This is a genomic window from Desulfovibrio mangrovi (assembly GCF_026230175.1).
Classification (GTDB): domain Bacteria; phylum Desulfobacterota; class Desulfovibrionia; order Desulfovibrionales; family Desulfovibrionaceae; genus Halodesulfovibrio; species Halodesulfovibrio mangrovi.
Genome location: NZ_CP104208.1, coordinates 2813738 through 2840680 on the forward strand (window position 1 = coordinate 2813738; position 26943 = coordinate 2840680).

General features: G+C 59.5%; 20 protein-coding genes and 1 tRNA gene. 13 read left to right on the forward strand and 8 right to left on the reverse strand.

Annotated features, from left to right (window positions below):
* Positions 1-16: 16 nt before the first annotated feature.
* Positions 17-92, forward strand: a tRNA-His gene (locus N1030_RS12710).
* Positions 93-154: 62 nt separating this feature from the next.
* Here the strand turns inward: N1030_RS12710 and N1030_RS12715 are convergent.
* The 5 genes from N1030_RS12715 to N1030_RS12735 form a co-directional block, all read right to left on the reverse strand.
* Complete coding sequence (locus N1030_RS12715) at positions 155-2998, reverse strand: response regulator (protein ID WP_265825848.1); 2844 nt, start codon at positions 2996-2998, stop codon at positions 155-157.
* A 163-nt stretch (positions 2999-3161) separates the two neighbouring features.
* Positions 3162-4769, reverse strand: a complete 1608-nt coding sequence (gene murJ / locus N1030_RS12720) for a murein biosynthesis integral membrane protein MurJ (RefSeq protein WP_265825849.1) — start codon at positions 4767-4769, stop codon at positions 3162-3164.
* Between the two features lie 15 nt (positions 4770-4784).
* Positions 4785-5324 (reverse strand): acyl-CoA thioesterase, encoded by a 540-nt coding sequence (locus tag N1030_RS12725; RefSeq protein ID WP_265829065.1) that lies wholly within the window; start codon positions 5322-5324, stop codon positions 4785-4787.
* Between the two features lie 347 nt (positions 5325-5671).
* On the reverse strand, positions 5672-6595 hold the full coding sequence (locus tag N1030_RS12730; RefSeq protein WP_265825850.1) for a potassium channel family protein: 924 nt from the start codon (positions 6593-6595) through the stop codon (positions 5672-5674).
* Positions 6596-6960: 365 nt separating this feature from the next.
* Positions 6961-7152, reverse strand: coding sequence for a hypothetical protein (locus N1030_RS12735; RefSeq protein WP_265825851.1), 192 nt, complete (start codon positions 7150-7152; stop codon positions 6961-6963).
* 1165 nt (positions 7153-8317) lie between these two features.
* On the opposite strand from N1030_RS12735, the gene asnS reads away from it, so the two are divergent.
* Complete coding sequence (asnS, locus tag N1030_RS12740; protein ID WP_265825852.1) at positions 8318-9703, forward strand: asparagine--tRNA ligase; 1386 nt, start codon at positions 8318-8320, stop codon at positions 9701-9703.
* 306 nt (positions 9704-10009) lie between these two features.
* Here the strand turns inward: asnS and N1030_RS12745 are convergent, their stop codons facing one another.
* Entirely contained in the window at positions 10010-12568 is a 2559-nt protein-coding gene (locus tag N1030_RS12745; RefSeq protein ID WP_265825853.1) for a glycosyltransferase, read from the reverse strand.
* A 269-nt stretch (positions 12569-12837) separates the two neighbouring features.
* On the opposite strand from N1030_RS12745, the gene N1030_RS12750 reads away from it, so the two are divergent.
* Positions 12838-13821 (forward strand): GlxA family transcriptional regulator, encoded by a 984-nt coding sequence (locus tag N1030_RS12750; protein WP_265825854.1) that lies wholly within the window; start codon positions 12838-12840, stop codon positions 13819-13821.
* Positions 13818-14411, forward strand: coding sequence for a DJ-1/PfpI family protein (locus tag N1030_RS12755; RefSeq protein ID WP_265825855.1), 594 nt, complete (start codon positions 13818-13820; stop codon positions 14409-14411). Before N1030_RS12750 ends, N1030_RS12755 begins: the two co-directional genes overlap by 4 nt.
* Positions 14412-14517: 106 nt before the next feature.
* Here the strand turns inward: N1030_RS12755 and N1030_RS12760 are convergent, their stop codons facing one another.
* Both N1030_RS12760 and N1030_RS12765 read right to left on the reverse strand, forming a co-directional pair.
* Positions 14518-15240 (reverse strand): FadR/GntR family transcriptional regulator, encoded by a 723-nt coding sequence (locus N1030_RS12760; protein ID WP_265825856.1) that lies wholly within the window; start codon positions 15238-15240, stop codon positions 14518-14520.
* 206 nt (positions 15241-15446) lie between these two features.
* On the reverse strand, positions 15447-16463 hold the full coding sequence (locus N1030_RS12765) for a glycosyltransferase family 2 protein (RefSeq protein ID WP_265825857.1): 1017 nt from the start codon (positions 16461-16463) through the stop codon (positions 15447-15449).
* 400 nt (positions 16464-16863) lie between these two features.
* On the opposite strand from N1030_RS12765, the gene N1030_RS12770 reads away from it, so the two are divergent.
* The 9 genes from N1030_RS12770 to gltA all read left to right on the forward strand — a co-directional run bounded on the left by N1030_RS12770 (position 16864) and on the right by gltA (position 26765).
* Positions 16864-17517, forward strand: coding sequence for a succinate dehydrogenase/fumarate reductase transmembrane subunit (locus N1030_RS12770; protein WP_265825858.1), 654 nt, complete (start codon positions 16864-16866; stop codon positions 17515-17517).
* Positions 17518-17529: 12 nt separating this feature from the next.
* Positions 17530-19449, forward strand: coding sequence for a fumarate reductase flavoprotein subunit (locus N1030_RS12775; RefSeq protein ID WP_265825859.1), 1920 nt, complete (start codon positions 17530-17532; stop codon positions 19447-19449).
* A 12-nt stretch (positions 19450-19461) separates the two neighbouring features.
* Positions 19462-20250, forward strand: a complete 789-nt coding sequence (locus tag N1030_RS12780) for a fumarate reductase iron-sulfur subunit (protein WP_265825860.1) — start codon at positions 19462-19464, stop codon at positions 20248-20250.
* Positions 20237-21073: a fumarate hydratase gene (locus N1030_RS12785; protein WP_265825861.1), complete on the forward strand. Its 837-nt coding sequence runs from the start codon at positions 20237-20239 to the stop codon at positions 21071-21073. The genes N1030_RS12780 and N1030_RS12785 overlap by 14 nt, the downstream gene beginning before the upstream one ends.
* Positions 21073-21618, forward strand: coding sequence for a Fe-S-containing hydro-lyase (locus N1030_RS12790; RefSeq protein WP_265825862.1), 546 nt, complete (start codon positions 21073-21075; stop codon positions 21616-21618). Before N1030_RS12785 ends, N1030_RS12790 begins: the two co-directional genes overlap by 1 nt.
* Before the next feature lie 31 nt (positions 21619-21649).
* Entirely contained in the window at positions 21650-22972 is a 1323-nt protein-coding gene (locus tag N1030_RS12795) for a malic enzyme-like NAD(P)-binding protein (RefSeq protein ID WP_265825863.1), read from the forward strand.
* A 146-nt stretch (positions 22973-23118) separates the two neighbouring features.
* Entirely contained in the window at positions 23119-24459 is a 1341-nt protein-coding gene (locus N1030_RS12800) for an SLC13 family permease (protein ID WP_265825864.1), read from the forward strand.
* 46 nt (positions 24460-24505) lie between these two features.
* Complete coding sequence (locus tag N1030_RS12805) at positions 24506-25354, forward strand: sulfide/dihydroorotate dehydrogenase-like FAD/NAD-binding protein (protein ID WP_265825865.1); 849 nt, start codon at positions 24506-24508, stop codon at positions 25352-25354.
* Complete coding sequence (gene gltA / locus N1030_RS12810) at positions 25341-26765, forward strand: NADPH-dependent glutamate synthase (RefSeq protein ID WP_265825866.1); 1425 nt, start codon at positions 25341-25343, stop codon at positions 26763-26765. Before N1030_RS12805 ends, gltA begins: the two co-directional genes overlap by 14 nt.
* The last annotated feature ends 178 nt before the right edge of the window (positions 26766-26943 follow it).

The following is a 26943-nucleotide window of genomic DNA, read 5'->3' on the forward strand; positions in this document are numbered from 1 at the left end:
GCCGTTCTTGCCTGTGGCGGATGTAGCTCAGTTGGCAGAGCACACGGTTGTGGCCCGTGTTGTCGTGGGTTCAATCCCCATCATTCGCCCCATCCAAAAAGATAGCCCCGTGTTAGCGGGGCTTTTCTTTTTTCCAAGAGTGGCAACTAGTAATTTACGCCTGGGGACCCACAACGCTGCGCATGGATGCGCAGGCCACCACCAGCGCCTCATCCATATCGTCCAGCAGTTCCGGCAGGTTTTCGCCTTCCCTGCCTGCAGCCTGTTCCACGGCCAACGCCTTCAGGCGCAGTTCATTGGCAGAGACATTCCCTGCCGCTCCTGCAATGGTGTGAGCCTTGCGAGAAAGCCCGTCCCTGTCGTTCACCGAATGCAGGGCGCGCAAATCTTCCATGACGTTGCCATACGCACCAAGAAAACCTTCCAGAATCTTCAGGTAGAGCCATGTCTTGCCGCTCACCCGCTGCACGCCCTCGGCGATATCCAGTCCGGGCAGCTCTTCAGGCAGCTTGCCTTCTTCAATATCCGGCATTTCGCTTGCGGGCATAGCCATCACCTCAGCCAACGGCTGGGAAGCTACGGGCACACCGGAACGCGGCTCTGCTGCCGCGGCAGAAACCACCTCAGCGGGCGCGACAACTTCCGACACGGCATCCGGTGCCTCCGGTGCCTGCTTGCGGCTTGGCCCCACCCACTTGCGCAACGCGCCGAAGAGCAATATGCGGTCTATTGGCTTGGTAATATAGTCGTTCATGCCTGCGCTCTGGGCCAGTGCCTTGTCTTCGGTCATGACATGGGCAGTCATGGCAAGAATGGGTACGGCATCAAACCGGGGCATGGAGCGGATGATGCGTGTCGCTTCAAACCCGTCCATGACCGGCATCTGCAGGTCCATGAAGATCACGTCATAGGACTGGGTCTCCAACATGGAAAGCGCATGCTTGCCCGTCTCGGCCACATCCACCCGCACCCCTTCGCTCTCGAGAACCTCGCGGGCCACATGCTGGTTGATGATGTTGTCCTCAACCAGAAGCGCCTTGATCCCTTTGAATTCCTTCATATCCATGCCCTCGGCAGCCGGTTCGGGCTTCTGCTCTGTGAAGCCGAAAGTTTCCAGTATGATACGATGAAGAGAAGCAATCTTCACCGGCTTGAGCAAGAAGGCGCGAATACCAAGCGTTTCTGCGCGCTCCACCTCTGACTCACGCCCGAAAGCAGTCATGAGCATGACAGGCGGCAGCTTCACTCCCTTGGCCAGCAGAGATTCCACCACCTGCAATCCGTCCATGCCGGGAAGACGCCAATCCAGCAACAACAGGCCGTAGCGGGAGGCGTCCTTTTCCAGCAGGGCCAGTGCTGATGAACCATCTTCCAGCGAATCACACTGCATGCCCATGGATGCGAACATCCGTTCAATGACGGAGCGGTTACTGAGATTGTCTTCTACCAGCAGCACCCTGTGCTTCCAGACTTCCGACGGCAGCTCGTACTGGCGCGACTCCTGACGCTCGGCAAGCTGCAGGCGCACGGAGAAGTGGAAGACGCTGCCCTTGCCCACTTCACTTTCCACGTTGATGCTCCCGCCCATGAGAGTAACCAGTTCACGGGCGATGGCCAGCCCAAGCCCCGTTCCGCCATACTTGCGTGTTGTGGAGCCATCTGCCTGCGTGAACATTTCGAACAGGTTACGCTGGCGGTCCTTGGGAATGCCGATGCCGGTGTCGCGGACAAAGAAATCCAGCACGGCGTTTCCGCGATCAAGTGAAGCAAGGGAGATGGAGACGTACACCTCACCCCTGTCCGTGAACTTGAAGGCGTTGGTCACCAGATTGATGAGCACCTGCTTGAGCCGGAGCGGGTCGCCGAGGAAGGAATTGGGCACATCGGAATCGATGTCCGCCACAAGCTCCACCCCCTTCTCGGAAACACGGTCACCGAAAAGGTCTGTCACTTCATCCAGCAGTTTGCGCAGATCAAAGGGAATCACTTCCAGTTCAAGCCGCTGGGCCTCTATTTTGGATATGTCGAGAATATCGTTGACAATACCCAGCAACGAACGGGCAGAAGCCTTGATAATCTTCAGATATTCCTGCTGCTTGGCCGTCAGCTTGGTTTTTTCGGTAATATCTATCATCCCGATGATGGCATTCATGGGCGTACGCAACTCGTGGCTCATGTTGGCCACGAATTCGCTCTTGGCCTTGCTGGCGTCTTCCGACTTGCGCCGTGCTTCCTCAAGCTCGGCAGTGCGCTCGGTGACCAGTGCCTCCAGATGCTTTCTGCGATTATTCAGCATCTGGTCGCGCGCCTCTATGCGCTCAAGCATTTCGTTGAAGCTGTCCACCAGCGAGCCTATCTCGTCGTCATGGGTCTTCTCGGCCCGCACCATGTAAATCTTGTCTTCGGCAATGCTGCGGGTGGTGTCGGAAAGACGCTGAATGGGCCGGATAACGGTCTTGCGGGCCACGTAAAGAATGAGGCAACCGAGCACGGTTACCAGAGCGATGGTACGGGCACCCGTGGCGATGACCTGATCCAGAAGCTCCTTGCGGACATGCTCCACAGTCACCATGACAAGGACGGAACCGATATATTGCCCGTCCATGCCCAGCTCTTCAGAGTAGAGCAGCATATCGCGGGTCTCGTCCACGGGAATGGAAGTAAGGCGGGTGCCATCGTTACGCACACCGAAAAAGACGGTACGCCCGTCATCTTCCAGCACGAACATGGCGTAGACGCGACGGTCGTCCAGTTCTGAAGCTATGATGGATTCTACAGCCTTGATATCGACGTTCCAGACAGGGCGCAGCAGCGTCCGTGCAGTACGCGCCGCCAGATGCTGGGTGAAATTCTCCAGCTCGACATACTTTTGATGCCGCACGGCCACATAGTCGAACGCACTGAAGAGCAGCAGCACCAATGTGGAAACCGCCACCACAAGTGTCGCCAGTCTTGCCTGCAGGCTATTGAATCCCAATCCTGTCGATCTTTTTATCATGCACCGTATCTTCCAAAATACATTACCGTCAGTAGCGGACCATTACCGCACAGCAACGTTCTTCAACAGCAGGCATTCCGAAGCTCAGCACAATACCGTCGCAGAAGGCCGCACCACTTCTTCTAGCACAGCACGCCGCCCACCGGAAGAGGACGACGGCATTTCATCGACGCAACAGCAGTTTTACATCAGGACTTCCGCACAGCATAGCACTTCCGGCGTAGAACACAATGATAACAGGTATTCCTGTAAGACTCCAAAGGCCGAAACGGGCTGCACAGAAATCCGCTCCCGCAAACACCCCCGCGCTGAGAGCAAAGTATACCACCGCCCAGCCCAACCGGAACGGATGCCCGCCTTCTCTTCTCAGGAACAGGCGGTACAACAGGATGACGTTGGTCCATGAGCCGAGCGACACCGCAAGGGCAAGCCCTGCCGCACCCATGAACTGCATGAGCACGGCTCCGCCGCCCACAGTGACCACAAGCCCGCCCACAGCCGCCGCAACAGGCGTTGCGGCATCCCTGCGGGCATGAAAGGCCGCAATCAACGGGCGCGTCGCCGCAAAGGCCGGAAGCCCCGGCGCATAGCCCCACAAGGCATACACGGTCTGCTCCACCGCCGCTGCGTCGAAGGCACCGCGTCCGAACAGGGTATCCACGATGGGCGCTGCCATACCGGCAAGTCCGGCAGCGGCAGGCAGACTGATGAACAGGGTAAGGCGCAGCGCCTCTTCAAGTGCCGCATGAAAACGCGCATGATCTCCGCGTGCAGCCAGCGTTGCCAGCGCAGGCAGTGCCGCGGTGCCGACAGCCACACCGAACACCCCCAGCGGGAACTGCACCAACCTGTCCGCATAGTACAAATGGGAGATACTGCCTTCGGGCAGCAGAGAGGCGAGCATGGTGGTCAGCACGATGCCGATCTGATACACGGCGGCCCCGAAAACGGAGGGCAGCATGAGCCGCCCCACCCTGCGGGCTGCCTCGTCCTTCAAGGAACAAAGCCCATGCCAGCGAAAGCCCGTGCGGGCCAGAAAAGGCTGCTGCAGCGCAATCTGCAACCCACCTGCCACCAGCAGGCTGACGCCCAGCGTCTCGGGCACGGGCCAGCCCGCCATCCATGCGACGGCAGCCCCGCCGATGAGCGAACAGTTGAACAGACTCGGAGCCAGAGCGGGGGCGAGAAAGTGCCCCTGCGCCTGCAAGGTGGCCCCGCACAGGGCCGTAATGCAGATAAGCAGGGCATAGGGGAAACACAGACGGACAAGCTCCGCCGTGCGGGCAAAAACCTCAGGCGTTTTCATCAGCCCGGGAGCCAGCATGGCCGTAACGGGCTCGGGCCAGTACATGGCCGCCAGACACACCGCACCCAGAATGAGCAGCAGCCAGACAAAGCAGGCTCTGACCATGGAAAAGGCGGCTTCAAGGCCAGAGGCTTGGCGGGTATGGGCAAATTCGCCGATAAGGGCGAGAGAAAGAGAGCCTTCACCAAAGAGCCTGCGCATGAGGTTGGGCAGGCGCAGGGCTACGAAAAAGGCATCGGCCAACGGCCCGGCCCCAAGCACAGATGCCACAACACAGTCACGCACAAATCCCAGCAGCCGCGACAACAACGTAGCACCGGAAACCACCGCGGCGTCACGGGCCACGGTTCTGTCCATGCCGCCGTCAGAGGCAGCCCCCAAGCCGTCATGCCCCCTCCCTTCCTTTACGGAAGGAGCCTCGGGCTGGTGGGCCGCAGAGCGGTCGCGGTCGGCTTCAGGCTTCATGTTCCAGTCGCACCGTTAATAGAGTTCCTTGGTTTTCGCAGGTTCCGGAGATTCCGCGCTGGCCATGCGCTCCTGCGCCAGCTTCTCGCGGCGACGTTCTTCCTGCCGCAACTCACGGCGACGCATGGCCTCTTCGTTCCGGCGGATATGGGTCTGGCTTTCAAAAACAAGGGGCGGAGCGGGCGTGGGCTTGCGGTTCTCATCCATGGCCACAAAGGTCAGGTAGGCAGAGGCCACATGGCGCACATCGCCGGTCAGCAGATTCTCCGACTCCACACGCACCCCAACCTCCATGGATTTGGAACTGACCATATTCACGCTGGCCTTGAGGATGAGCAGTTCGCCCACATGCGCGGGGGCCTTGAATTCCATGCGGTCGATGGAGGCCGTAACCACCGTGCAGCCACGGGCATGACGCATGGCGCACACCGCGCCCGCCAGATCGATATGCTTGAGTATGACCCCGCCGTGCACGTTGCCTGCGGGGTTGGCATCACTGGGCAATGCGCGGTGCGTTGCCACGGTTTCACTGTCACTGACCTTGCGCGCTTCCATTCCCACTCCCTGATTCATATTTCCTCCGGCAAAACGGGCGGCTGCCCATGCCGTTACATTCACCAATACATCCCTTTACGATACGCCCCTTTGTCCGCATCGGCAACATGCCTGAAACGCACGCGGAGCAACCATAGCTCCTCCCTCGGGCAAGGAGCCGTCGTCACCGGCCAAACGGCACACGACCGGACACAAGGCGTGCTAACGCCTCCGTGGGATCGGTACAATGCAAAAGGATGATCATCAGCCAGACAGCCTCTGCGTTGCAGACAGCCACGGGCTCAAGGATATTCGAGAAGAAGGACCCGCCCGGGGCGACTCACATCGCCCCTGTCCCCGGCATGCATCTAGGCAACGGCCTTCCTGTCCACGCCTTCGGAAAGTTCCGCCAGCTCCATGAGCAGTTCCATGACCAGCCGAATCTGGTCCCGCAGGATGAACACGGGGGTCACCACCGTGCGCAGGGGAATGGTATCGGGGTCCTTGCGGATACGGCTCAGATAGAGCCGTATGACATCCGCCTCGCGCCTGCCGTCGCCCAGCTTCCGGGCATACCCTTCGCGTATGGCGGGTTCCACGTCCGTGGATTCAATCTTGCGCAGCAGGTTCACTATGCGCCGCGCACGTTCCCGCTCCAGCGACATATCGTCCTGCGCCACCAGCAGATCCACCTTGGCGACGAATTTGCGCAGGCAGTCAAAATAGAAGAACACGGAAGGCGTGGACATGCCGGCCCTGTAGAACAGGCTGGGCGCAAACAGCTCTTTCAGGTCCCCCACGTGAAACGACATGGTGCGCAGTTCTGCGGAGGAGAACTTCTTCACCTTCTTGGCCATCATGCTGTTGATCGCAATCAGCAGAATGACGGCTGCAGGTTCGATAAGATCAAGGCGCTTGGTGATATTCCACAACCGCTTCAATCTTGTTTCGTCCTTTTCCATTTCCTCACGTACACGGGCGTAAAAGCTTGCCAGCGAATTGAGGAACATGCCTATGACAATCACGCCCAGAGTGGCTTCTGAAGCCACTATGCACTTGGCCAGCTGCGAGGCTGGCGTAATATCGCCATAGCCGAGCGTGGTGATGGTGATCATGGAAAAGTAGAAGGCGTCGAGCAGGCTGTGGCTCAGCTGCCTGAATTCCCGGTAGTGCAAAAAGTAGACGAGAGAATAGAAGCAGGCCGTGAACAGGTAGCAGAAGAGGATGAAATAGGGGCGCTGCCACAACCGCATGTCGGCATAGGCCTGCCGTTTAGCCTTGGCGAAGTCCATGGAAGATGCTCCCGCTCCCCTCTTTTCCCGCCCGAACAATTCGGCGGACCGGTACCGGAGAGCTGCCCTCATGGGGGCGTGAAGCGCAGGTATCCCACTTGCAGGGTTTCAGCAATCATCCCTCAGGATCTTTTCCACAACCATCCGCCTTTCCGGGACATTTTCTTCTGACCCGGACCGGAGACACTGCCTGTTATCGATAAGCGCCGGACCACTCCTGCCCGCCCCCGCATCCGCGGATATGAAAAAGCCCCCGTCTTTCAACGGGGGCCACGTATTCGGCAGGTTGCAACAATCCATGCCGCCCGACACATGCGCCTGGCAGCCTCAATGACGGAACCATGGGTTCCGCGAACAGAGGAACCCTAGGCGCCTACGGCTTTGTCGGTATCGCGGATATTACCCAGAATATGGTTGAGCGCCTCGGCGATCTCATCCGTAAGAATGGGCATGGTGCTCAACAGCTGCACCACTTCGGTCACGGTGGCATCTTCGGAAACGGGCAGGCCCGATTCGCGTGCAATGCGGATCAATTCATCTCTGTTGGCTTGGGTCATGGCAACAAACTCGCTTCTTCATGTGATCCCCGGTCCGGCATTCCTCTGCCAGACTGAAGATCCGTAATCCTTGCCGGAACTCATACGGCACGGGCATTGCCCGCCCTGCTGACTATTCCCGCAAAAATCCCCCTTACAATCGCACAACCGATACGTCAAGCCTCGGCGAAACGTCCGTAAACAGCGCTAACCGCCTGAAAAACTGATCATATAAACAGTCTCAACCGAATTGACATGATTGTGTGCATCTGACAGAACTGAAATGATTGTATGGGTTTTTCATGGTCGGGGCGTGTTTCCCGCCCGAGCTTGCCGAATGGAGACCGGCCAGCTCACGGTTCGGCGTCCCCGTCGACACAATTCGGCATTCTCCGGTCGCATATGCGCACCGCAGACGTTGCCGGATCAACGGGCAGCGGACTTTGCTCCGCGTCGCCGGGATTCCGCGATCAACCCGACACCCGCTCCTGCCTGCTGATAGAGGTATCGGCGGGGGGTAACAGGAACGGCGGGAGAATTGCATTCTCCCGTGTCAGTGGCTTTTCTGGAATCAATGAACCGAGACGGAGGATGTATCATTTTTTCTTGGCCTGCAGCGGCAATGTCTGATCGGTGGCACTCCCGCACGCAAGGTCGGTTCCGGCAGCGTTTCGCGCACGACGCCGGAATGGAAAAGCTCAATGAGGGCATCCGGTGGGGCCGGATGTTCGACGGTAACGGCGGCTTGCCGCCCGTGCCACGCACGGAGGACCGGTGCGAAAGGTCCCCGGGCTATTGTGGAGGAGTTTTCCCGACGCGTATGCGAAGGGACTGTTACTGTACATGCGGGACCGCAAGGAGTATCGGCCCGCATAAACGCGAAAGATATGCTTTTGGCATGAAAGGCCTCCCCCTGTTGGCGCTAGGGGAGGCCTTTTCTTTTATCCCACCTGCATTAACGCCTGCGCAGGCCATTCCACCGTATCCCCGAAGGGGTTTTCATGATACGAACACTCCGCAGGCGATTTATTGCGCGGACGGGCAAAATCTGTTGACCGGCCCCGCGCATTGCGCCTATCCCAAGGCAGCGGCCAGAGTGCCATGGCGCACGCACAGCCGCGATACCGGCAGAAAGAAGGTCACTGGCATGGCCTTATCATATTCAGGGATTGCAAGGAGATAGTGTATGCGTAGAACGCAGATCGTGGATGCGCTCAATGCTCAGGGCCCCATGGCGGAGATCAAGATTTGCGGCTGGGTGCGTACCCGCCGCGACTCCAAGGGCTTTTCGTTTCTGGAACTGAACGACGGTTCCTGCCTGACCAACATTCAGGTCATCGTGGATGAAACCGTGCCCACCTACCCCGTCATCAAGGACGTGAACACCGGCGCTTCCGTCGAGGTTACGGGCGAACTGGTGGAGTCCCCCGGCAAGGGACAGAAGTGGGAGGTGCGCTGCACCGAACTGAAGCTCTTCGGCGTGGCAGATGCCGAAACCTTCCCCCTGCAGAAGAAACGTCATTCCGATGAATTCCTGCGCACCATCGCGCACCTGCGTCCCCGCACCAACAAGTACGGCGCAGCCTTCCGCATCCGTTCCGAAGCGGCCTACGCCATTCACACCTTCTACCGTGAACGCGGCTTCTTCTATGTGCATACGCCCATCCTGACCGGTTCCGACTGCGAAGGCGCGGGCGAAATGTTCCGCGTGACCACCCTGCCCGTAACCGGCGCACAGAAGCCGGAAAGCGGCGACTATTTTGAAAACGACTTCTTCGGCCGCGAGAGCAACCTCACGGTTTCCGGTCAGCTGGAAGCCGAACTGCTCGCCATGGGTCTGGGCAAGGTATACACCTTCGGCCCCACCTTCCGCGCCGAGAATTCCAACACCCCCCGCCACGCTGCCGAATTCTGGATGATCGAGCCTGAAATGGCCTTTGCCGACATCCACGACGACATGGACCTTGGCGAAGAAATGACCAAGTACGTGGTACAGCACGTGCTGGACAACTGCGCCGACGACCTGAACCTGTTCGCCAGCTTTGTGGACAAGGAGCTGATGGGCCGTCTGGAAACGCTGGTGAAGGAACCCTTTGCCCGTGTGACCTACACCGAAGCCATAGACATTCTGCTCGCCGCCAAGAAGGACTGGGAATACCCCGTATCCTGGGGCTGCGACCTGCAGACCGAGCATGAGCGCTATCTGGCGGAAGAGCACTTCCGCAAGCCCGTGATCGTGCGCGACTACCCCAAGGAAATCAAGGCCTTCTACATGCGCCTCAACGACGACGGCAAGACCGTTGCCGCCATGGACGTGCTGGTGCCCCGCATCGGCGAACTCATCGGCGGATCGCAACGTGAAGAGCGTCTGGATGTGCTGGAAAGCCGCATCCGCGAGATTGGCCAGAACATCGACGATTACTGGTGGTATCTGGATACCCGCCGCTTCGGCACCGTGCCTCATGCCGGTTTCGGCATGGGCTTTGAGCGCCTGCTGATGATGCTGACCGGCATCACCAACATCCGTGACGTCATCCCCTTCCCCAGAACGCCCAGCAATATCGAGTTCTAGGGTCTGGTTAACAAGACAAATAGAGAGCCGGAAGCGGAAACGCTTCCGGCTCTCTTCACATTTAGGGGACCGTGTTCACGAATCACGCGTGAAGCAAGAAGCTTCTTCCTCCGGAACGGATAGTCAAACCGAAGCCCTTGGTGTCGCAGGTGTGGATAAGGAGGCTGCATTGCATGATGGTACCCCCAGTCGCACCCCATCACTCAAAAAACGCCGCCCCCACCGGATGCCCATTCCGGCAGGGACGGTCTCGACCGGGGCATACGCACAGCTAATTTTCCGCCCCATACGCAGTAAAGGTCGTCCCTACGCCACTTGCTTTTCGCGATACATCTCCCACTGGTGCATGAAGCAGGCTTCAAAGCTGCGGCTTTCGGTATAGGCGCGGGCAGCCTTGCGCATCTCGTCCAGCATTTCCGGGGCATCCGCAAACTGCAGCATGGCATCGGCCAATGCGATGGGATCGCCCTCCGGCACGATGAAGCCGGTCTTGCCGGGAATGAGATTCTCCTTGGGGCCGCCCATATCCGAAACAATCACCGGCAGGCCGGAAGCCTGCGCCTCCAGCACCACGTTGCCGAAGGTATCTGTGCCGGAAGGAAATACGAACACATCCGATGAGGCGTAGGCCGCCGCAAGATCTTCGCCCGTGAGGTATCCGGTAAAGGTGACGGGAAGGCCTTTCAGGTCCAGCTCCATCTCTTCGCGGTAGGGACCGTCTCCCACCACAACAAGCCGAATACCCCGCAATCTGTGGGCCATCAGCCGGAAGGCCTCCGTCAGTACATGGATGTTCTTTTCAAGCGAGATGCGGCCCACGTACACAAACTTCAGTTCACCCTGCCGTTCTCCCGCATCCTTCACTCCTTCTTCCGGCACATATCGCTTGAAAAAGCCGTTGCGGTAACGGGGATGAAACTGCTCCGTATCTATGCCACGCTGATAGAACACCACCTTTTCGCGGGGCAGGCCTCTGGCGACAAGCTCTTCGCCTGTTGCGCGCGAAGGCACGTATACCCTGTCCATCTGGTTGTAATACCAGATCATGTACCGCCACATGGCCTCTTCCAGCGCCGCATCGTCGGTAAGCATGCTCACATACTGCGGGAATGCGGTGTGGTAGGTGCCGTGAATGGGTATTTGCAGAATGCGCGAAACGGCCAGCGCCACCAGACCGATGGGGCCGGGTGTGGCGGAATGGATGTGCGTGAAATTCTGATCGTAGGCATACTGCAGCATGCGCAGTACCGGCGGATAATACAGCGCCAGTTCGGGATATTCCGGCATGGTAAAGGTGCCTATGGGGTCGAAGTTGACCACACCGGGGCGGTTGTCCGTTACGGAAGACGGCCCGCAGGTGATAACCTTGAGCCGCTTCCCCACCCTGTGGGCTATGTCCAGCTGCATTTGCAGGGTCCGCGCCACGCCGTTCACATCATGGTAGGTGTCCGAGAAGTGACCGATGTGCAGCCGCTGCCGCTCATGACTGCGCTCTATGAAATGGTCCCGGCTTTCTGCGCAGAAGGTGCGGTCCTTGGTAAACAGGGTGTAGGCCACGAAATAGGGGGCCAGCATGGCATACAGCGACCCTGCGGAGCCGATGGTGTTGAAGACGCTGAACAGGTTCGCGCCCAGTGCGTGCCCCATGAGCGAATCGGCCAGATTGCGCATTACGGTTTCCGAGGCGTGATTCACAAACCGGAACCATGCCTGTTCCGAGGCCAGTCCGCTGTTTTCCATGGTGTTGATGAGGGTGCGCAACTCATCATCGTTCCAGATGATGTCTTCTGCCTCCTTCTGCAACAGCCCCTGCACACTGCGCGGCGGTCTGGCAAACACATGCTTGGCGCGCCTGAAACCGATAAGGCTGTGCAGACGGGTCAGCAGGCCTCCTTCCGGTTCCGGCGACGAGGTCAGGGCGCGGTCTGCAAAGCGCAGCAGCAGGTCGCGGTTCACGTGGCGGTTCAGGGCAAACTTGTTCTTATAGAACTGGTAGGCAATGGAATACAGGTTGTGGGCCATGGTTTCCGGCTGCGCCGCCTCACCGCAGACCTCCGAACGGCCATCACTGATGCCGCGCAGAAAGTCTGCAATGCGTTCGCCCTCCGTGTGCCCATGCGCCACATCCTGCACAACGGTGTGCGTGCGGGCAATATTCAGGGACGAGTGGTCGTCGGACCCGCCTATCAGATACTTGCGCCATGGCTCGTGCATTCGGGGCAGCATGTTGTGTTCATCAGCCATGCGTTCGACGCGCGCCTTGTCCAGCGAGCCCAGAATCTCGCACAGGGTGCTGTTCAGCACCTCATTACGCGCGCCGTTCAACTCAAAGGTACGGAACAGCAGGATAAGGCGCTCAATATGCTGCTGGGTGAGCTTGCCGTTCAGGGAATACATGGCATGCGCCATGGCGTGCGGAATACCCTGCTGAAGAAAGTAGTCCACCAGCTCATACACGTTGGTACGCAGGCCTTGTATTTCCTCATGTTGGGCTTCAGTGATGTTGTAACAGAGCACATGCAGCTTGCAGCGGTCTTCGGGGAAATAGGCGGTGACTTCTTCGGAGATGAAGGTGTGCGGCAGGTGCGCAATCTGCAATGCCCCCTCGATGGTGTTGTGATCCGTAATGGTCACAAAATCCATGCCCTGTCGTCTGGCGGTGTGGTAGAGCGCCACTGGATCGGTGTAGCTTTCCGCGCAGCCTATCTTCTGCAGAATCCATTCGGACGGTCTGGTGGAAAAACGCGAATGCACGTGCAGGTCTGCCTTTCTGCTGCGCACAGAACCGCGCTTGCGCGTCTCCGTATCGAGCGACAGTGTGTTCTCCTGCTCCTCCGCTGCCAGTGGGTTCTGTACCGAACGCATGACGACCTCCTCCTGTTCACGGTTTCGGGTGCTGCCCGCTCCATGCCCTTTCAGTATCCCTGAGATGCTCCCCCTGCGTGAACACGACATGTCGGCTGCGTTACGGAAGCCGCAAAGTGCGGTGAAATGGCGGTGACCGACGGGCGACAACAGCGTTACACGGGTCCAATGGCTCCCGATGAAAGCATCAGGAATGGCAGAAAATGCCTGTTCTTTGTCATTGCAGACAAGACGCGATGCGCTATGCTGCATTCAAAGGGAGGCCCCGCATGAAACAAGACGTTGTCGTACTGCTCTTTGAACAGGCCCTGAGTCTGGACTTTTCCGGCCCCGTTGAGGTGCTGGAGGCAGCCACGCGCCTGCTTGACGCACAAGGCCGCGGGAACAAGGGCTATACCCTGCGCTATGCCGGTCTGCAGACCGGCCCCGTGCGCCTGAGCTGCGGTTTGCGCGTGCATGCCGACATCACGCCGGAGGACGCCGCAGGCTGCGGCATGCTGCTCATACCGGGCGGTTTCGGCGTAGACAGCTTGTGCAAGGACAAGGTGGCCCTGTCCCGTCTGACAACGCTGGCACACAGTGCAGGCAGGGTGGTCTCAGTATGCAACGGAGCCTTCATTCTTGCACAAACCGGCCTGTTGCAGGGCAGGCAGGCCACCACGCACTGGTACATGGCAGAGGACTTTGCCGCACAGCACCCTGCCGTGCGCCTGCACACGCAGGCCCTGTATGTGCAGGATGGCCACATATACACCAGCGCAGGAGTCACGGCAGGTATAGACCTCGCCCTGAGCCTTGTTGAAGCAGATTTCGGCCATGCCCTTGCCATGCAGGTTGCCCGCATGCTGGTGCTCTACCTGCGGCGCCCCGGCACGCAGCAGCAGTTCAGTGACCCGCTGGAAGCACAGGGCAATGCGGGCACACGATTCCGCCATGTATACGAATGGGCCCAGGCCCATCTGCAACACGCACTCACCGTGGAAGAACTGGCTGATGTGGCTGGCATGAGTCCGAGAAATTTCGCGCGCGTATTCACCAGAACAACCGGAAGGACTCCCGCTAAATTCGTGGAAGAACTGCGACTCATGCGGGCCCGTGAACTGCTGGAAGCCGGAGAAAGCAACCTTGATCACGTTGCGGAACGTGCCGGTTTCGGGCGGGAGGAACGGCTGCGCAGAGCCTTTGCGCGGAGCCTCGGCATCTCACCCAAACAGTATCTGTCGCATTTTGCGGCAAAGGAGCGCTCATCATGACGCTGACATACGGACTGTATATCTTTGACGACGTGGCCAAGCTGGACTTTGTTGGTCCGCACGAAGTGTTCTGCGCCTCGGCCCACCTGTTGCAATCCGGCAGGGTAATCACTGTTGCGGAATCCGCCGCCCCCGTTACCACGGCCTTCGGCATGCGGGTTATTCCCGACCACGCCTTTGACGACGCGCCCCCCGTTGACGTGCTGCTCATCCCCGGCGTGGTGACGCCGGAGGCGGCCCGCCGCAGCGAACGCGCCATGCAGTGGATACGGGATACGGCAGCCAAGGCACGCTTTACCACTGCGGTCTGCACGGGTGCCCTCATACTGCAGCGGGCCGGCCTGCTCGCAGGGAAACGGGCCACCACCCACTGGCAGTTGGTGCCTGAACTGGAAAAAGCCGCAGACGTGACCGTGCTGCCGGATATGCGCTACGTACGCGACGGCAACATCGTCACCTCGCAGGGTGTTTCCGCAGGCATAGACATGGCCCTGTGGCTGGTGGGCCAGCTGCACAGTCCCGACCATGCCCGCGAGGTGCGCAAACTGCTGCAATACGATCCTGCCCCGCCCTATACTGCGGAAGTATAGAACCAACCGCATCCCGCTCTTCACCATAGCTTTTGAAAACGCATGGGCAGTACAACCTGCGTTGCACTGCCCATGCGTTACCCACACAATGGCATGTTCTCTACCGTTACAGCAGGTTCCCCGCAGCGCCCCTGTCCCTGAGAAAGGAACGCAGAAACATGATGTGCTGCACCATGTACCGTCTGGCACCGTTGGCATCCCTGCTGACAATGGCGTCCAGAATTTTGTAATGGTGCTGCTCAATGATGAGATGGACATCCCGATCCTCATAGAGCTTGTCGTGCAGGCTGCTGATACTCTCGAACATGTAGCTGTAGAAATGACGGATCAGGTCGATGTACACGGAGTTATGCGTGGCCAGCGCTATGCCGATGTGGAACCTGATGTCGGAATCCCGTGAACGCGCGCTGTCCGGCTCCCCGTCCATGAGGTCGGCAAGGGCATCCCGCAGATAGGCTATGTCGCGCTCATCGGCCTTTTGTGCGGCAAGAGCCACACCGTGGCTCTCCAGCCCGATACGCACTTCCATAAGCTCATCCAGAGACGCGCTTGAAGGCAGCATGATATGAGGGAACGGATTGTGCGGTGCCTGCGCATGGGGAAGCGCCACAACGCAGCCTTTCCCTCTGCGGCGGTCCACGTAGCCCTGTCTTGCGAGCGTGACCACAGCCTTTTCCGCGGCGTATCTGCTGACATTCATCAACTCGGCAAGCCGTCTGACAGAGGGAAGCTGTTCACCGGGCTTCAGATCGCCACGAAAGATGCTGTCCCGCAACTGCGCAAAGACCACTTCGGCCCCGCAAGGGCTCACCCGTCCTCCGCAAGACATAACCTCACCTCCAGCTTCCCTCTTCCATATCGGAATTCCCGATGCTGCTTCTTGGCAAAGGCCAAACAGCACGGGGGCCACACAAGCCTTTCCGCTCTGCCTACACTGCCGTCACCAGATTGTACAGTCAAACAGCACTTTTTCTAACGGACTCGGGGTGTTACCCCGGAACAAGGCAACATGAAGAAAACCTTGGCAACCGCAGATCAGGACGCCAGCAGGTAATCCCGCCCAGCCACGTATCCTATGGAATGCAGAAAGGCCTCAAGGTCATCGGCGGCACCGTGACCGGCCAGATAGGCGAGGGAGAATCCGGCCTCCGGCGCGGGCAGGCAGTCGCGGCCGCACACACGCACGCCGTCCACCACGTTGCCTATCTTGCGCGGGTCCACGTCTATCCAGCGGTCGATGACAATGCCGTGGTCACGCAGCAGCATTGCCCTGCGCCGACTCATCCTGCCTGCCCCGATAACCGAGATGTGGGGGTGAAAAGGGTTGTTGGCCGCCAGCCAACGGGCGAGATAGCCCGTCTTCATGGCATAGAACACATCCGTGCCGTAGCGGGCATCCGTGCGGGAAAGGCGCGTGGGCGGATCATCCCAGCGCAACAGGGTCTGCGGCAGCTTGGCCAGCCGCACGCCCGCCTCCATCCAGCGCAGCCAGAGTTCGTAGTCTTCGGGGAAGGGGCCGTCCCTGTACGGGCCGTGCTGCTGTATGAGCGAAGCGCGAAACATGACCGAAGGGTGCGCGAAGGGCGACTCTCGGAACCGCTCCACGGCAATCCGGTCGGGATCAAGCAGCGTGTTGGTCCAATCCACATACCGGGCATAGCCGCCTGCATCCTCACCGCCGCCAAAGGCCACACGGCACCCGGCCATCCCAACACAGGGGTGGCACTCCAAAAAATCATACTGTAATTTCAGGCGCTCGGGCAAACTGTAATCATCAGCATCCATGCGCGCGATATAGTTTCCACGGGCAGCGGCAAGCCCCGCGTTCAGGGCGGAGACGATGCCGCCATGCGGCACACGCAGCACACGCACCCGGGCATCACGCGCAGCAAGGGCCTCCAGAACGACGGCCGTGTCATCCGTGGAACCATCGTCCACGGCAAGACACTCGAAGTCCGTGAAGGACTGGGCAAGGATGCTTTCTAGGGCATCGGCAACGGTGCCTGCCGCGTTATATGCGGGCATGAGAACGGAAATGCAGGGTGCGTTCATGCGGCCTTGGTAGGACATTTGAGACAGCGAGGCAAGAGGATGGCAGGGGCCCCGGAACAGCCTTGCGGAAGCAGGCTTTTCTACTGATTCAGGAATTTTCCTGCCGGACAGGAAAAACATTCTTGCCGGACAGGAAAAAAAGTGATCAATCAACCAGAAATCTGCCGGAAAGCTAGATTTTTCGGGGATCGATGAGCTTGAGACTATTTGGCACAAACTGTGCTTTCTTAGATCCGCGTCCACTGGGATTGTTGTTGCGTGAGCCCCCGGAGTAACGGACGTCTCCGGGATCACATATGGAGACTGGTTGTTTGTTGCCGTCCGGAGTCGGAGTGCCCCGAAGCCGGATTCAATCGGTTGGTCATGTTGACCCATCACCCGATATGGAGGAGTCGTTCAAATGAGTTTACACAACGTGACGCTTCATGTGCCCCCGAAGAACAAGCTTTCGGGCCAACTGGATGTCCTGATGATGGTTTCCGGCTTTCTGCTTGCCGTATTCGTCGGCATGCACATGCTGTTCGTGGGCAGCGTCATCCTCAGCCCCTCGCTGATGAACGGGCTGGCATGGTTCTTTGAAGAGCTGTACCTCGTGCAGATCGGCGGCCCGATCATCCTGCTGGTCATGGTTGCCCATTTCATCCTCGGCGCCCGCAAGATGCCCTTCCGCCAGAAGGAATTCATCGCTTTCCGCGCCCATTCCAAGATGATGCACCACACCGACACCACCCTGTGGCTGGTGCAGGTTGCCTCCGCCATCATCATTCTGGTCATGGCGAGCATCCACATCTACACCATGCTCGACACCCTGCCCATCACGGCGGCCAAGAGTGCCGCCCGCATCCAGCATGGCAGCTGGATGCCCTTCTACATCGTTCTGCTTGCCGCTGCGGCCATCCACATCGTGATCGGCCTGTACCGCATCGGTGCCAAGATCGGCTTCATCACCCGCGACAACCGCCCCGTATACCGCAAGTACATGGTCTACCTGCTCATCGCGGCTGCGGCTGTCAGCTTCCTGACCCACGTTCGCCTTTCCCTTCTGACCATCTAAGAGGAGTACCACATGCAGACCATATATACTGATCTTCTCTGCATCGGCGCCGGCCTTGCAGGTGAACGTGTGGCTGTGGAAGCAGCCATGGCAGGATTCAACGTCATATGTCTTTCCATCGTACCTCCCCGCCGCTCCCACTCCTCCGCCGCACAGGGCGGCATGCAGGCTGCCCTCGGCAACGCGGTGATGGGCAAGGGCGATAGCCCCGACGTGCACTTTGCCGACACCGTCAAGGGCTCTGACTGGGGCTGTGACCAGGAAGTGGCCCGTATCTTTGCCGACACCGCACCCATCGTCATGCGCGAAATGGCCCACTGGGGCGTTCCGTGGAACCGCGTTGTTGCCGGTACCCATACCTATTACAAGGGTGGTAAGCCGTTCGAGGCGGAGGAAGCCGCCGACAAGCACGGCCTTATCCATGCCCGCGCCTTTGGCGGCACTGCCAAATGGCGCACATGCTACACCGCGGACGGCACCGGCCGCTCCGTTCTGAATACGCTGGACACCAAGTGTCTGCAGTACGGCGTGGAAATCCATGACCGCACCCAGGCAGAAGCCCTCATTCACGACGGCGAACGCTGCCTCGGCGCCATCGTGCGCTGCCTGAAGACCGGCGAACTGCGTGCCTACCTCGCCAAGGCGACCCTTATCGCCACCGGCGGTTACGGCCGCATCTACCGCGCCACCACCAACGCCATCATCTGCGACGGCGGCGGTCAGATCATCGCACTGGATACCGGCCTCGTGCCCATGGGCAACATGGAAGCCGTTCAGTTCCACCCCACCGGCACCGTGCCCACCGACATTCTAGTGACCGAAGGCTGCCGCGGCGACGGCGGCACCCTGCTGGACGTGAACGAATACCGCTTCATGCCCGACTACGAGCCGGAAAAGGCCGAACTGGCCTCCCGCGACGTTGTGTCCCGCCGCATGATCGAACACATCCGCAAGGGCTTCGGCGTACAGAGCCCCTACGGCGAGCACCTCTGGCTGGATATCCGCCACCTCGGCGTGAAGCACATCACCACCAAGCTGCGTGAAGTATACGACATCTGCACCAACTTCCTCGGTGTTGACCCCATTCACCAGCTCATCCCCGTACGTCCCACCCATCACTACTCCATGGGCGGCGTCCGCGTGGACAAGACCGGTGCCGCATACGGCCTGAAGGGCCTGTTCTCCGCCGGCGAATCCGCCTGCTGGGACATGCACGGCTTCAACCGTCTGGGCGGCAACTCCCTTGCGGAAACCGTTGTGGCCGGTTCCTACATCGGCAAGCAGGTGGCCCAGTTCCTGAAGGGCTACGAAGTGGACTTCAAGTCTTCCGCCATCCGCGATGCCGAAGCCAAGATCGCCGAACGCATCAAGAACATCACCACCAGCGCCAAGGGCCGTGAAAACTGCTTCCAGCTGCGTAACGAGATGCAGGATGTGATGATGGAGCACGTGGGCATCTTCCGTAACGGCAAGGATCTTCAGGCCGGTGTGGACAAGCTGCAGGCCCTGTACGAACGCTCCATGAACATCGGGCTGCAGGCCCCCACCAAGGGCTTCACCCCTGAAATGTCCATGGCCCTGCGCGTTCCCGGCATGCTCAAGCTGGCCCTGTGCACCGCCTACGGCGCGCTGCAGCGTACAGAGTCCCGCGGCGCGCATACCCGCGAAGACTACCCCGAACGTAACGACCGCGACTGGCTGAACCGTACTCTCGCCTACTGGAAGGATGGAGACACCCTGCCCACCCTGAAGTACGAAGAAGCCTCCCCCTACTACGAACTGCCCCCCGGCGACCGCGGCTACGGCGGCGGCAAGATCATTCCTGCCGAACTGCCCGCAGAAAAGTTCGTGGTGCCCGGCAAGAGTGCACCTACTGAAGCGCCCTCTGAAGCACCCGCGGCCAAGCCCGCCAAATCCGAGAAGAAGAAGTAAGGGGAGGTCAACATGTCTCGCAGACTCCATATCGAAGTATTCCGCTACAATCCGCTGGATCCCGATTCCGTACCCCACATGCAGTCGTTCTACGTGAACGAGTACGACTCCATGACCCTGTTCATCGCCCTGAACATCATCCGCGAAGAACAGGACCCCAGCCTGCAGTTCGACTTCTGCTGCCGTGCAGGCATCTGCGGTTCCTGCGGCATGGTCATCAACGGCCGTCCCGGCCTTGCCTGCCATACCCAGACCCGCGACCTGCCCGAACACATCGTGCTGCACCCGCTGCCGGTGTTCAAGCTCATCGGCGACCTCTCCGTGGACACCGGCACCTGGTTCCGCGAAGTGGGCAAGAAGATCGAGGCATGGGTGCATTCCGATGACACCGCCTTCGACTCCAAGGCCGAAGAATCCCGCATGGAAAACGCCCTTGCCGAACAGATCTTCGAACTCGACCGCTGCGTGGAATGCGGCTGCTGTATCGCAGCCTGCGGCACCGCCCGCATGCGTGAGGACTTCCTCGGCGCAGCCACCATCAACCGCGTGGCCCGCTTCTACATCGACCCCCGCGACCAGCGTTCCGAAGACGACTACTACGACGTCATCGGCAACGATCAGGGCGTGTTCGGCTGCATGGGCCTGCTGGGTTGTGAAGACGTCTGCCCCAAGAAGATCCCGCTGCAGGACCAGCTCGGCATCATGCGCCGCATGCTCGCCATCAACTCCGTCAAGGGCATCCTGCCCAAGGGCATTCTGGACAAACTGAAGCACAAGGGTTGCTGCCATGAAAAGCATTAAGGCGCAGGACATACATGACGCCGTGGTCGGCATCGTCATGTCCGCCGCCCGCTATCTGCCCGAAGATGTACGCAAGGCGCTGAAGACCTCGCTGGACGGCGAGACTTCCGACTCCGCCCGCGAGATTCTCGGCCAGCTGCTGGAAAACGCCGACCTCGCCGCCGAAAGCGGCCTGCCGCTCTGTCAGGACACCGGCGTGGGCGTCTTCTTCGTGGAACTCGGCGACGAAGTGCACGTGGAAGGCAATCTGGTGGAGATCATCAATGGCGCCATGGTGGAAGGGTATCAGAAGGGACTGCTGCGCAAGTCGCTGTGCCACCCGCTGACCCGCAAGAACACCGGCGACAACAGCCCTGCCGTGATCCACGTGGACATCGTGCCCGGCGACAAGCTGAAGATCAAACACATGGCCAAGGGCGGCGGTTCCGAAAACATGTCCCGCTGCACCATGCTCACCCCCGCACAGGGCTGGGCAGGCATCAAGGAATTCGTGGTACGCCGCATGGCCGAAGCCGGTCCCAACCCCTGCCCCCCCACCATCGTGGGCGTGGGCATCGGCGGCACCTTCGACCTGGCTCCCACGCTGGCAAAGAAGGCCCTGTTCCGTCCCGTGGGCGTACGTAATCCCGATCCGGAAATCGCCACCATGGAACAGGAACTGCTCGACGCCATCAACGATCTGGGCATCGGCCCCATGGGCCTCGGCGGCAAGACTACCAGTCTGGACGTGAAGATCGAGATGCGCCCCTGCCATATCGCCAGCCTGCCGCTGGCCGTGAACGTGCAGTGTCATTCTTCCCGCATCAAGGAGGTTGTTCTGTAATGGCTACCTACAACCTGACCACCCCCCTGCGCGATGAAGACCTGCTCAAGCTGAAGGCCGGCGACGTGGTCAAACTCTCGGGCACCATCTATACCGCCCGCGACGCAGCCCACAAGCGCCTGTGCGATCAGCTGGACAAGAGCGAGAAGCTTCCCTTCGAGCTGCAGGGTGCCGTGATCTACTACGTAGGCCCGAGCCCCGCTCCCGAAGGCAGACCCATCGGTTCCGCCGGTCCCACGACCAGCTACCGCATGGATACCTACGCCCCACGTCTGCACAGCCTGGGCGTGAAGGCGAGCATAGGCAAAGGCAAGCGCAACGCGGCTGTCCGCGAGGCTCTGCAGAAATACGTGGGCGTGTATTTCGGCGCCACCGGCGGTGCGGGAGCCCTGCTCTCCCAGTGCATCACCGCGGCCGAAGTGATTGCCTACGATGATCTCGGGCCGGAAGCGGTGCGCAAACTCACCGTAAAGGACTTTCCGTTGCTGGTGGTGAATGACGCCCACGGCAACGAGCAATACGCAAAACCCAACTACGATTTGTAGAAGGGAACTCGTCACAACAGAGGAGATTCATATGGCTCTGTATACCAAGCAAGAAGCGCTCGACTATCACGAACTGCCCCGCCGCGGTAAGGTGGAAGTCGTCCCGGTCAAGCCCTGCAATACCCAGAAGGACCTTTCCGTCGCCTACTCCCCGGGTGTGGCGGAAGCCTGCATGGCCATTCACGCCGACCCCTCGATGGTTGACGTGTACACCGGTCGCGCCAACCTCGTGGCCGTTGTCTCCGACGGCACCGCGGTGCTCGGTCTCGGCAACATCGGCCCCAAGGCCGGCAAGCCGGTTATGGAAGGCAAGGGCATTCTGTTCAAGACCTTCTGCGATATCGACGTATTCGACATCAACCTTGACGTGAAGAGCGCTGACCAGCTCATCGACATCGTCAAGGCCATGGAGCCCACCTTCGGCGGTATCAACCTTGAAGACATCAAGGCCCCCGAATGCTTCTACATTGAAGAAACTCTCAAGCGTGAAATGAACATTCCCGTGTTCCACGATGACCAGCACGGAACCGCGGTCATCTCCGGCGCGGGTCTGATCAACGCCTGCGAGATCACCAACCGCAAGATCGAAGATCTGAAGGTTGTCGTTGTAGGCGCCGGCGCAGCCGGTATCGCCTGCGCCAACTTCTACGTCCAGCTCGGCGTGGACCGGAAGAACGTCTTCATGTTCGACTCCCGCGGTCTCATCCACAAGGGACGCGGCGGCATGAACAAGTACAAGGAAGCCTTCGCTCAGGACAAGGACTACGGCTCTCTCGCAGAATGCCTGAAGGGTGCCGACTGCTTCCTCGGTCTTTCCGTGAAGGATCTCCTGAACAAGGAAATGGTTCAGGCCATGGCCAAGGACCCGATCATTTACGCCATGGCCAACCCCGATCCGGAAATTCCGTATCCCCTTGCCAAGGAAGCCAGCCCCAACTGCATCATGGGTACCGGGCGCTCTGACTTCCCCAACCAGGTGAACAACGTTTCCGGCTTCCCGTACATCTTCCGCGGTGCTCTGGACGTACAGGCCACCGAGATCAACGAGGCCATGAAGGTTGCCGCCGCACGGTCCCTCGCTGCTCTCGCCAAGGAACCCGTACCGAGCGAAATCTGCGACGCCTACGGCGTGAAGGAACTGAAGTACGGTGTGGACTATGTAATTCCCAAGCCCCTGGATTCCCGAATCCTGGAATGGGAAGTACCCGCCGTTGCCAAGGCCGCCATGGAAACCGGCGTTGCCCGGGCTCCCATTGCCGACCTCGACGCATACACCAAGCAGCTTAAGGAACGTGTTGCCGCGTCCCGCAAGCGCATCAATGCATACGTCAAGAGCTACGGCTTCGAGTTCTAGTTTGTAGAAACCCCGCCCGCCGGTGCTGCACCGGCGGGCGTCCCCTCCCCCTCAACCCCTGCAACCTGTGGTCCGTGAGGGACCGTCACCCCCCGCTGGCCTGTGACCGATCAACGTGTTTAACGTGTTAAATGAGGATACAACACATGAAACGATTGATTCCGATTCTCGGTCTGGCTCTCATGCTGGTGCTTGTTGTTGCCGGAGTATGCTTCGCTGCAGATGCTCCGCCAGACCCCACCAAAGCTTATCTGACTCTCGGTATTCTCGCTGTTGCCGCAGTGCTGTTTTTCACCGAAGTCGTTCCGCTGCCCGTTACCGCCATGCTGGTACCCATTGCTCTCAGCATATTCAAGATCGTGGATGCCAAAGCCGCGTTCTCGAACTTTGGTAACGTCTGGGTAATCATCTTCATGGCCATGTTCATCGTGGGTGAAGCCACCTTCATCACCGGCTTTGCCGACAAGGTGGGCAAGGCGACCGTAAAGATGGCCGGTGGTAGCGAGAAGCGCCTGCTGGTGCTCTCCGTCGCCGTTATCGGCATCCTTTCCGCCTTCCTGTCCAACACCGGCACCACCGTTGTGGCAATTCCCATGATCATGGGCATGTGCGCCACCGCGGGCATCCGCCCCAGCAAGATCCTGATGCCCGTGGCCTTTGCCTCGTCGCTGGGCGGCACGATCACCCTGGTGGGCACCCCGCCCAACGGCATCATCAACTCCATGCTGCAGAAGATGGGCCCTGCGGGCATTCAGCCCTTCGGCTTCTTTGAATTCGGCTACTTCGGCGTTCCGCTGCTGCTCGTGGGCATTCTCTTCTACGCCACCATCGGCGCAAAGTTCCTGCCCAACACCCATGCGGAGTGCACCCTTGAGGAACAGGCCGCTCCCAAGCCGCAGCGTCCCGAAAAGATGTGGTGGGCCCTCGGCATCTTCGTCTTCGTTGTTGCCGCCATGGCCTCCAACTTCCTGCCGCTGGTCACCGCCGCCATGCTGGGCGCCTGCCTTGTGGTCATCACCGGCTGTATGACCATGAAGGAAGCCTTCAAGGCCATTGACTGGACCACCATCTTCCTGTTTGCGGGCATGCTCTCCATGAGCACCGCCATGGACAAGTCCGGCGCCGCTTCCCTGATCGCCAAGAGCGTGGTAAGCCATGTGACCGACCCGTACATGCTGCTGGCGGTTTGCTGCGCCCTGACTGCAGTCATCACCAACTTCATGTCCAACACCGCCACTGCCGCCCTCATGGCTCCGCTGGCTATTCCGATTGCCGTACAAAGCGGCATCAGCCCGCTTCCGCTCGCCATGGGTATTGCAATGTCGGCTTCGGCATGTTTCCTTACGCCCGTGGCTACCCCGCCCAACACCATCGTGCTTGGGCCCGGTAATTATAACTTCATGCATTATGTAAAGGCAGGCTGGCCTTTGCAGATCATAACCTTTATCATGTGTGTTGTATTAATCCCCATGATCTGGCCCTTCTAGGTACTTCCGGTAGGCGTCAGGTTGCGAACCTGAACAGGATACTCTCATGGCGAACACAATTCTCAAGAAAGAGCAGTTGATTCCCGGGCAGACCAGCAAGCTGGTTATTGATGCGCCGCATATCGCCGCCAAGGCGAAACCGGGGAACTTCGTTATCCTCCGCGTTTGCGAGAAGGGTGAACGAATTCCGCTGACCATTGCGGACACGGATCCTGAAAACGGCACCATCACCATCGTGTATCTGGTTCTGGGCAAGAGTACGGCTCTGCTGGAAGAACTGAACGAAGGAGACGACATCCTCGACCTGTGCGGACCTCTGGGTAAAGCTACCCATATCCACAAGGGCGGAACTGTCATCTGCGTAGGCGGCGGCACCGGCATTGCAGCCATGCATCACATCGCCAAGGGACACCATGAGGCCGGCAACCATGTTGTGGCCATCATCGGTGCACGCAACAAGGATCTGCTGCTCTTTGAAAAGGAATTGAAGAGCTTCTGTCCCGAAGTGCTGATCTCCACCGACGACGGCAGTTACGGCCGCAAGGGCCTTGTGACGGAACTGCTGAAGGAACGGCTGGAGCAGGACAAGTCCGTCATCGAAGTGGTGGCCGTTGGCCCCGTTCCGATGATGGCCGCAGTTTCCAAGACCACCGAACCCTTCGGTGTTCCCACCACGGTCAGCCTCAACTCCATCATGGTGGATGGTGTGGGCATGTGCGGCGCCTGCCGCGTGACCGTTGGCGGCAAGACCAAGTTCGCCTGCGTGGACGGCCCCGAATTCGACGGCCACCAGGTGGACTTCATGGAACTGCGGCAGAGGCTGGCGGCCTTCTCGTCCATGGAAAAGGAATCCTACGAACATCACTGCAGGTGTAAGTGCAATGACAAAAAGTAAAAAAGAAATTGCCGCCCGCGTTCCCATGCCCAACCAGCCGCCGGATGTGCGCAGGAACAACTTTGAAGAAGTTGCGTTGGGCTACACCAAGGAAATGGCAATCGAAGAGGCCAAGCGCTGCCTTCAGTGCAAGAAGCCCAAATGCGTGAAAGGCTGCCCTGTTGAGGTGCCCATTCCCGACTTCATCTCCCATCTGGCAAAAGGCGACGTGGAAAAGGCCTACGCGGTCATCAAGTCCACCAACAGCCTGCCCGCCGTATGCGGTCGCGTCTGTCCGCAGGAGATCCAGTGCGAGGGAGCGTGCATTCTCAACGCCAAGGAACAGCCCGTAGCCATCGGCCGTCTCGAACGCTACGTTGCGGACGAGTACATGTACATGGACGCGTGCGATCTCATCTCCGCTAAACCTGAATGTCCGTTCATCGACCCCGAAAGAAAGGTCGCATGTATCGGTTCCGGTCCCTCCAGCCTTACGGTAGCCGGCTATCTGGCCTCCCGCGGCTGCAAGGTGACCGTTTTTGAGGCTCTGCACGAGGTAGGCGGAGTTCTGGTATATGGCATTCCGGAATTCCGCCTGCCCAAAGAAAAAATCGTAGCCAAGGAAGTAGGCGCCCTGAAGGAACTTGAAGTGGAGTTCGTCACCAACTACGTTGGCGGCAAGACCTTCAACATCAAGGAACTGTTCGATCAGGGCTACAAGGCCGTGTTCATCGGCGTGGGCGCAGGCTTGCCCAGATTCCTGCGCATCCCCGGCGAGAACTTCATCGGCGTATTCTCCGCCAACGAGTATCTCACCCGCGTGAACCTCGGTCGTGCCTACGATTTCCCCAACTACGACACCCCGATTATACGAGGTCGCAAGGTCACCGTATACGGTGGCGGAAACGTGGCCATGGACGCGGCGCGCACAGCGCAGCGCCTTGGTGCCGAATCCGTTCACATCGTCTACCGCCGCACCGCGGACGCTATGCCTGCGCGTCATGAAGAGATCGAACATGCCGTGGAAGAAGGCATCCATCTCGAGTGTCTGGCCAACCCCATCGAGTTCCGTGGAGACGAAAAGGGTAACCTTACGTCTGTCCTCCTCCAGCGCATGGAACTCGGAGAGCCCGACGCATCCGGTCGTCGTTCCCCCAAGCCCGTGGAGGGCGACACCTACGAGCTGGAAACCGATCTCGCAGTCATTGCCGTTGGCACCAACCCCAACCCGGTGCTGCTGGAAAACGAGCCCGATCTGAAGCTCAACAAATGGGGCTACATCGAAGTGGATGAAGCCACCGGCGAGACCTCCATTCCCAATACCTATGCCGGCGGTGACATCGTCACCGGTGCGGCAACGGTCATCCTTGCCATGGGCGCGGGCCGCCGCGCCGCCAAGGAGATAGCCCGCCGTTTTGGTATTGAGGAATAACGCGACCTGTCCCTAAGGCCTTTCGGCCTGTATCCCACCGCTCGCCCGCTGCCCACGGGCGGGCGGAATGGATGCAGGACGGCTGCTCCCCCGCTCCCCTCTGCGCGCCGCACTTGCCGGCGGACTTGTGACGTCTTCCAATCCTGCGGGGAATAGCGTATTCTGGACCCGATTCTGC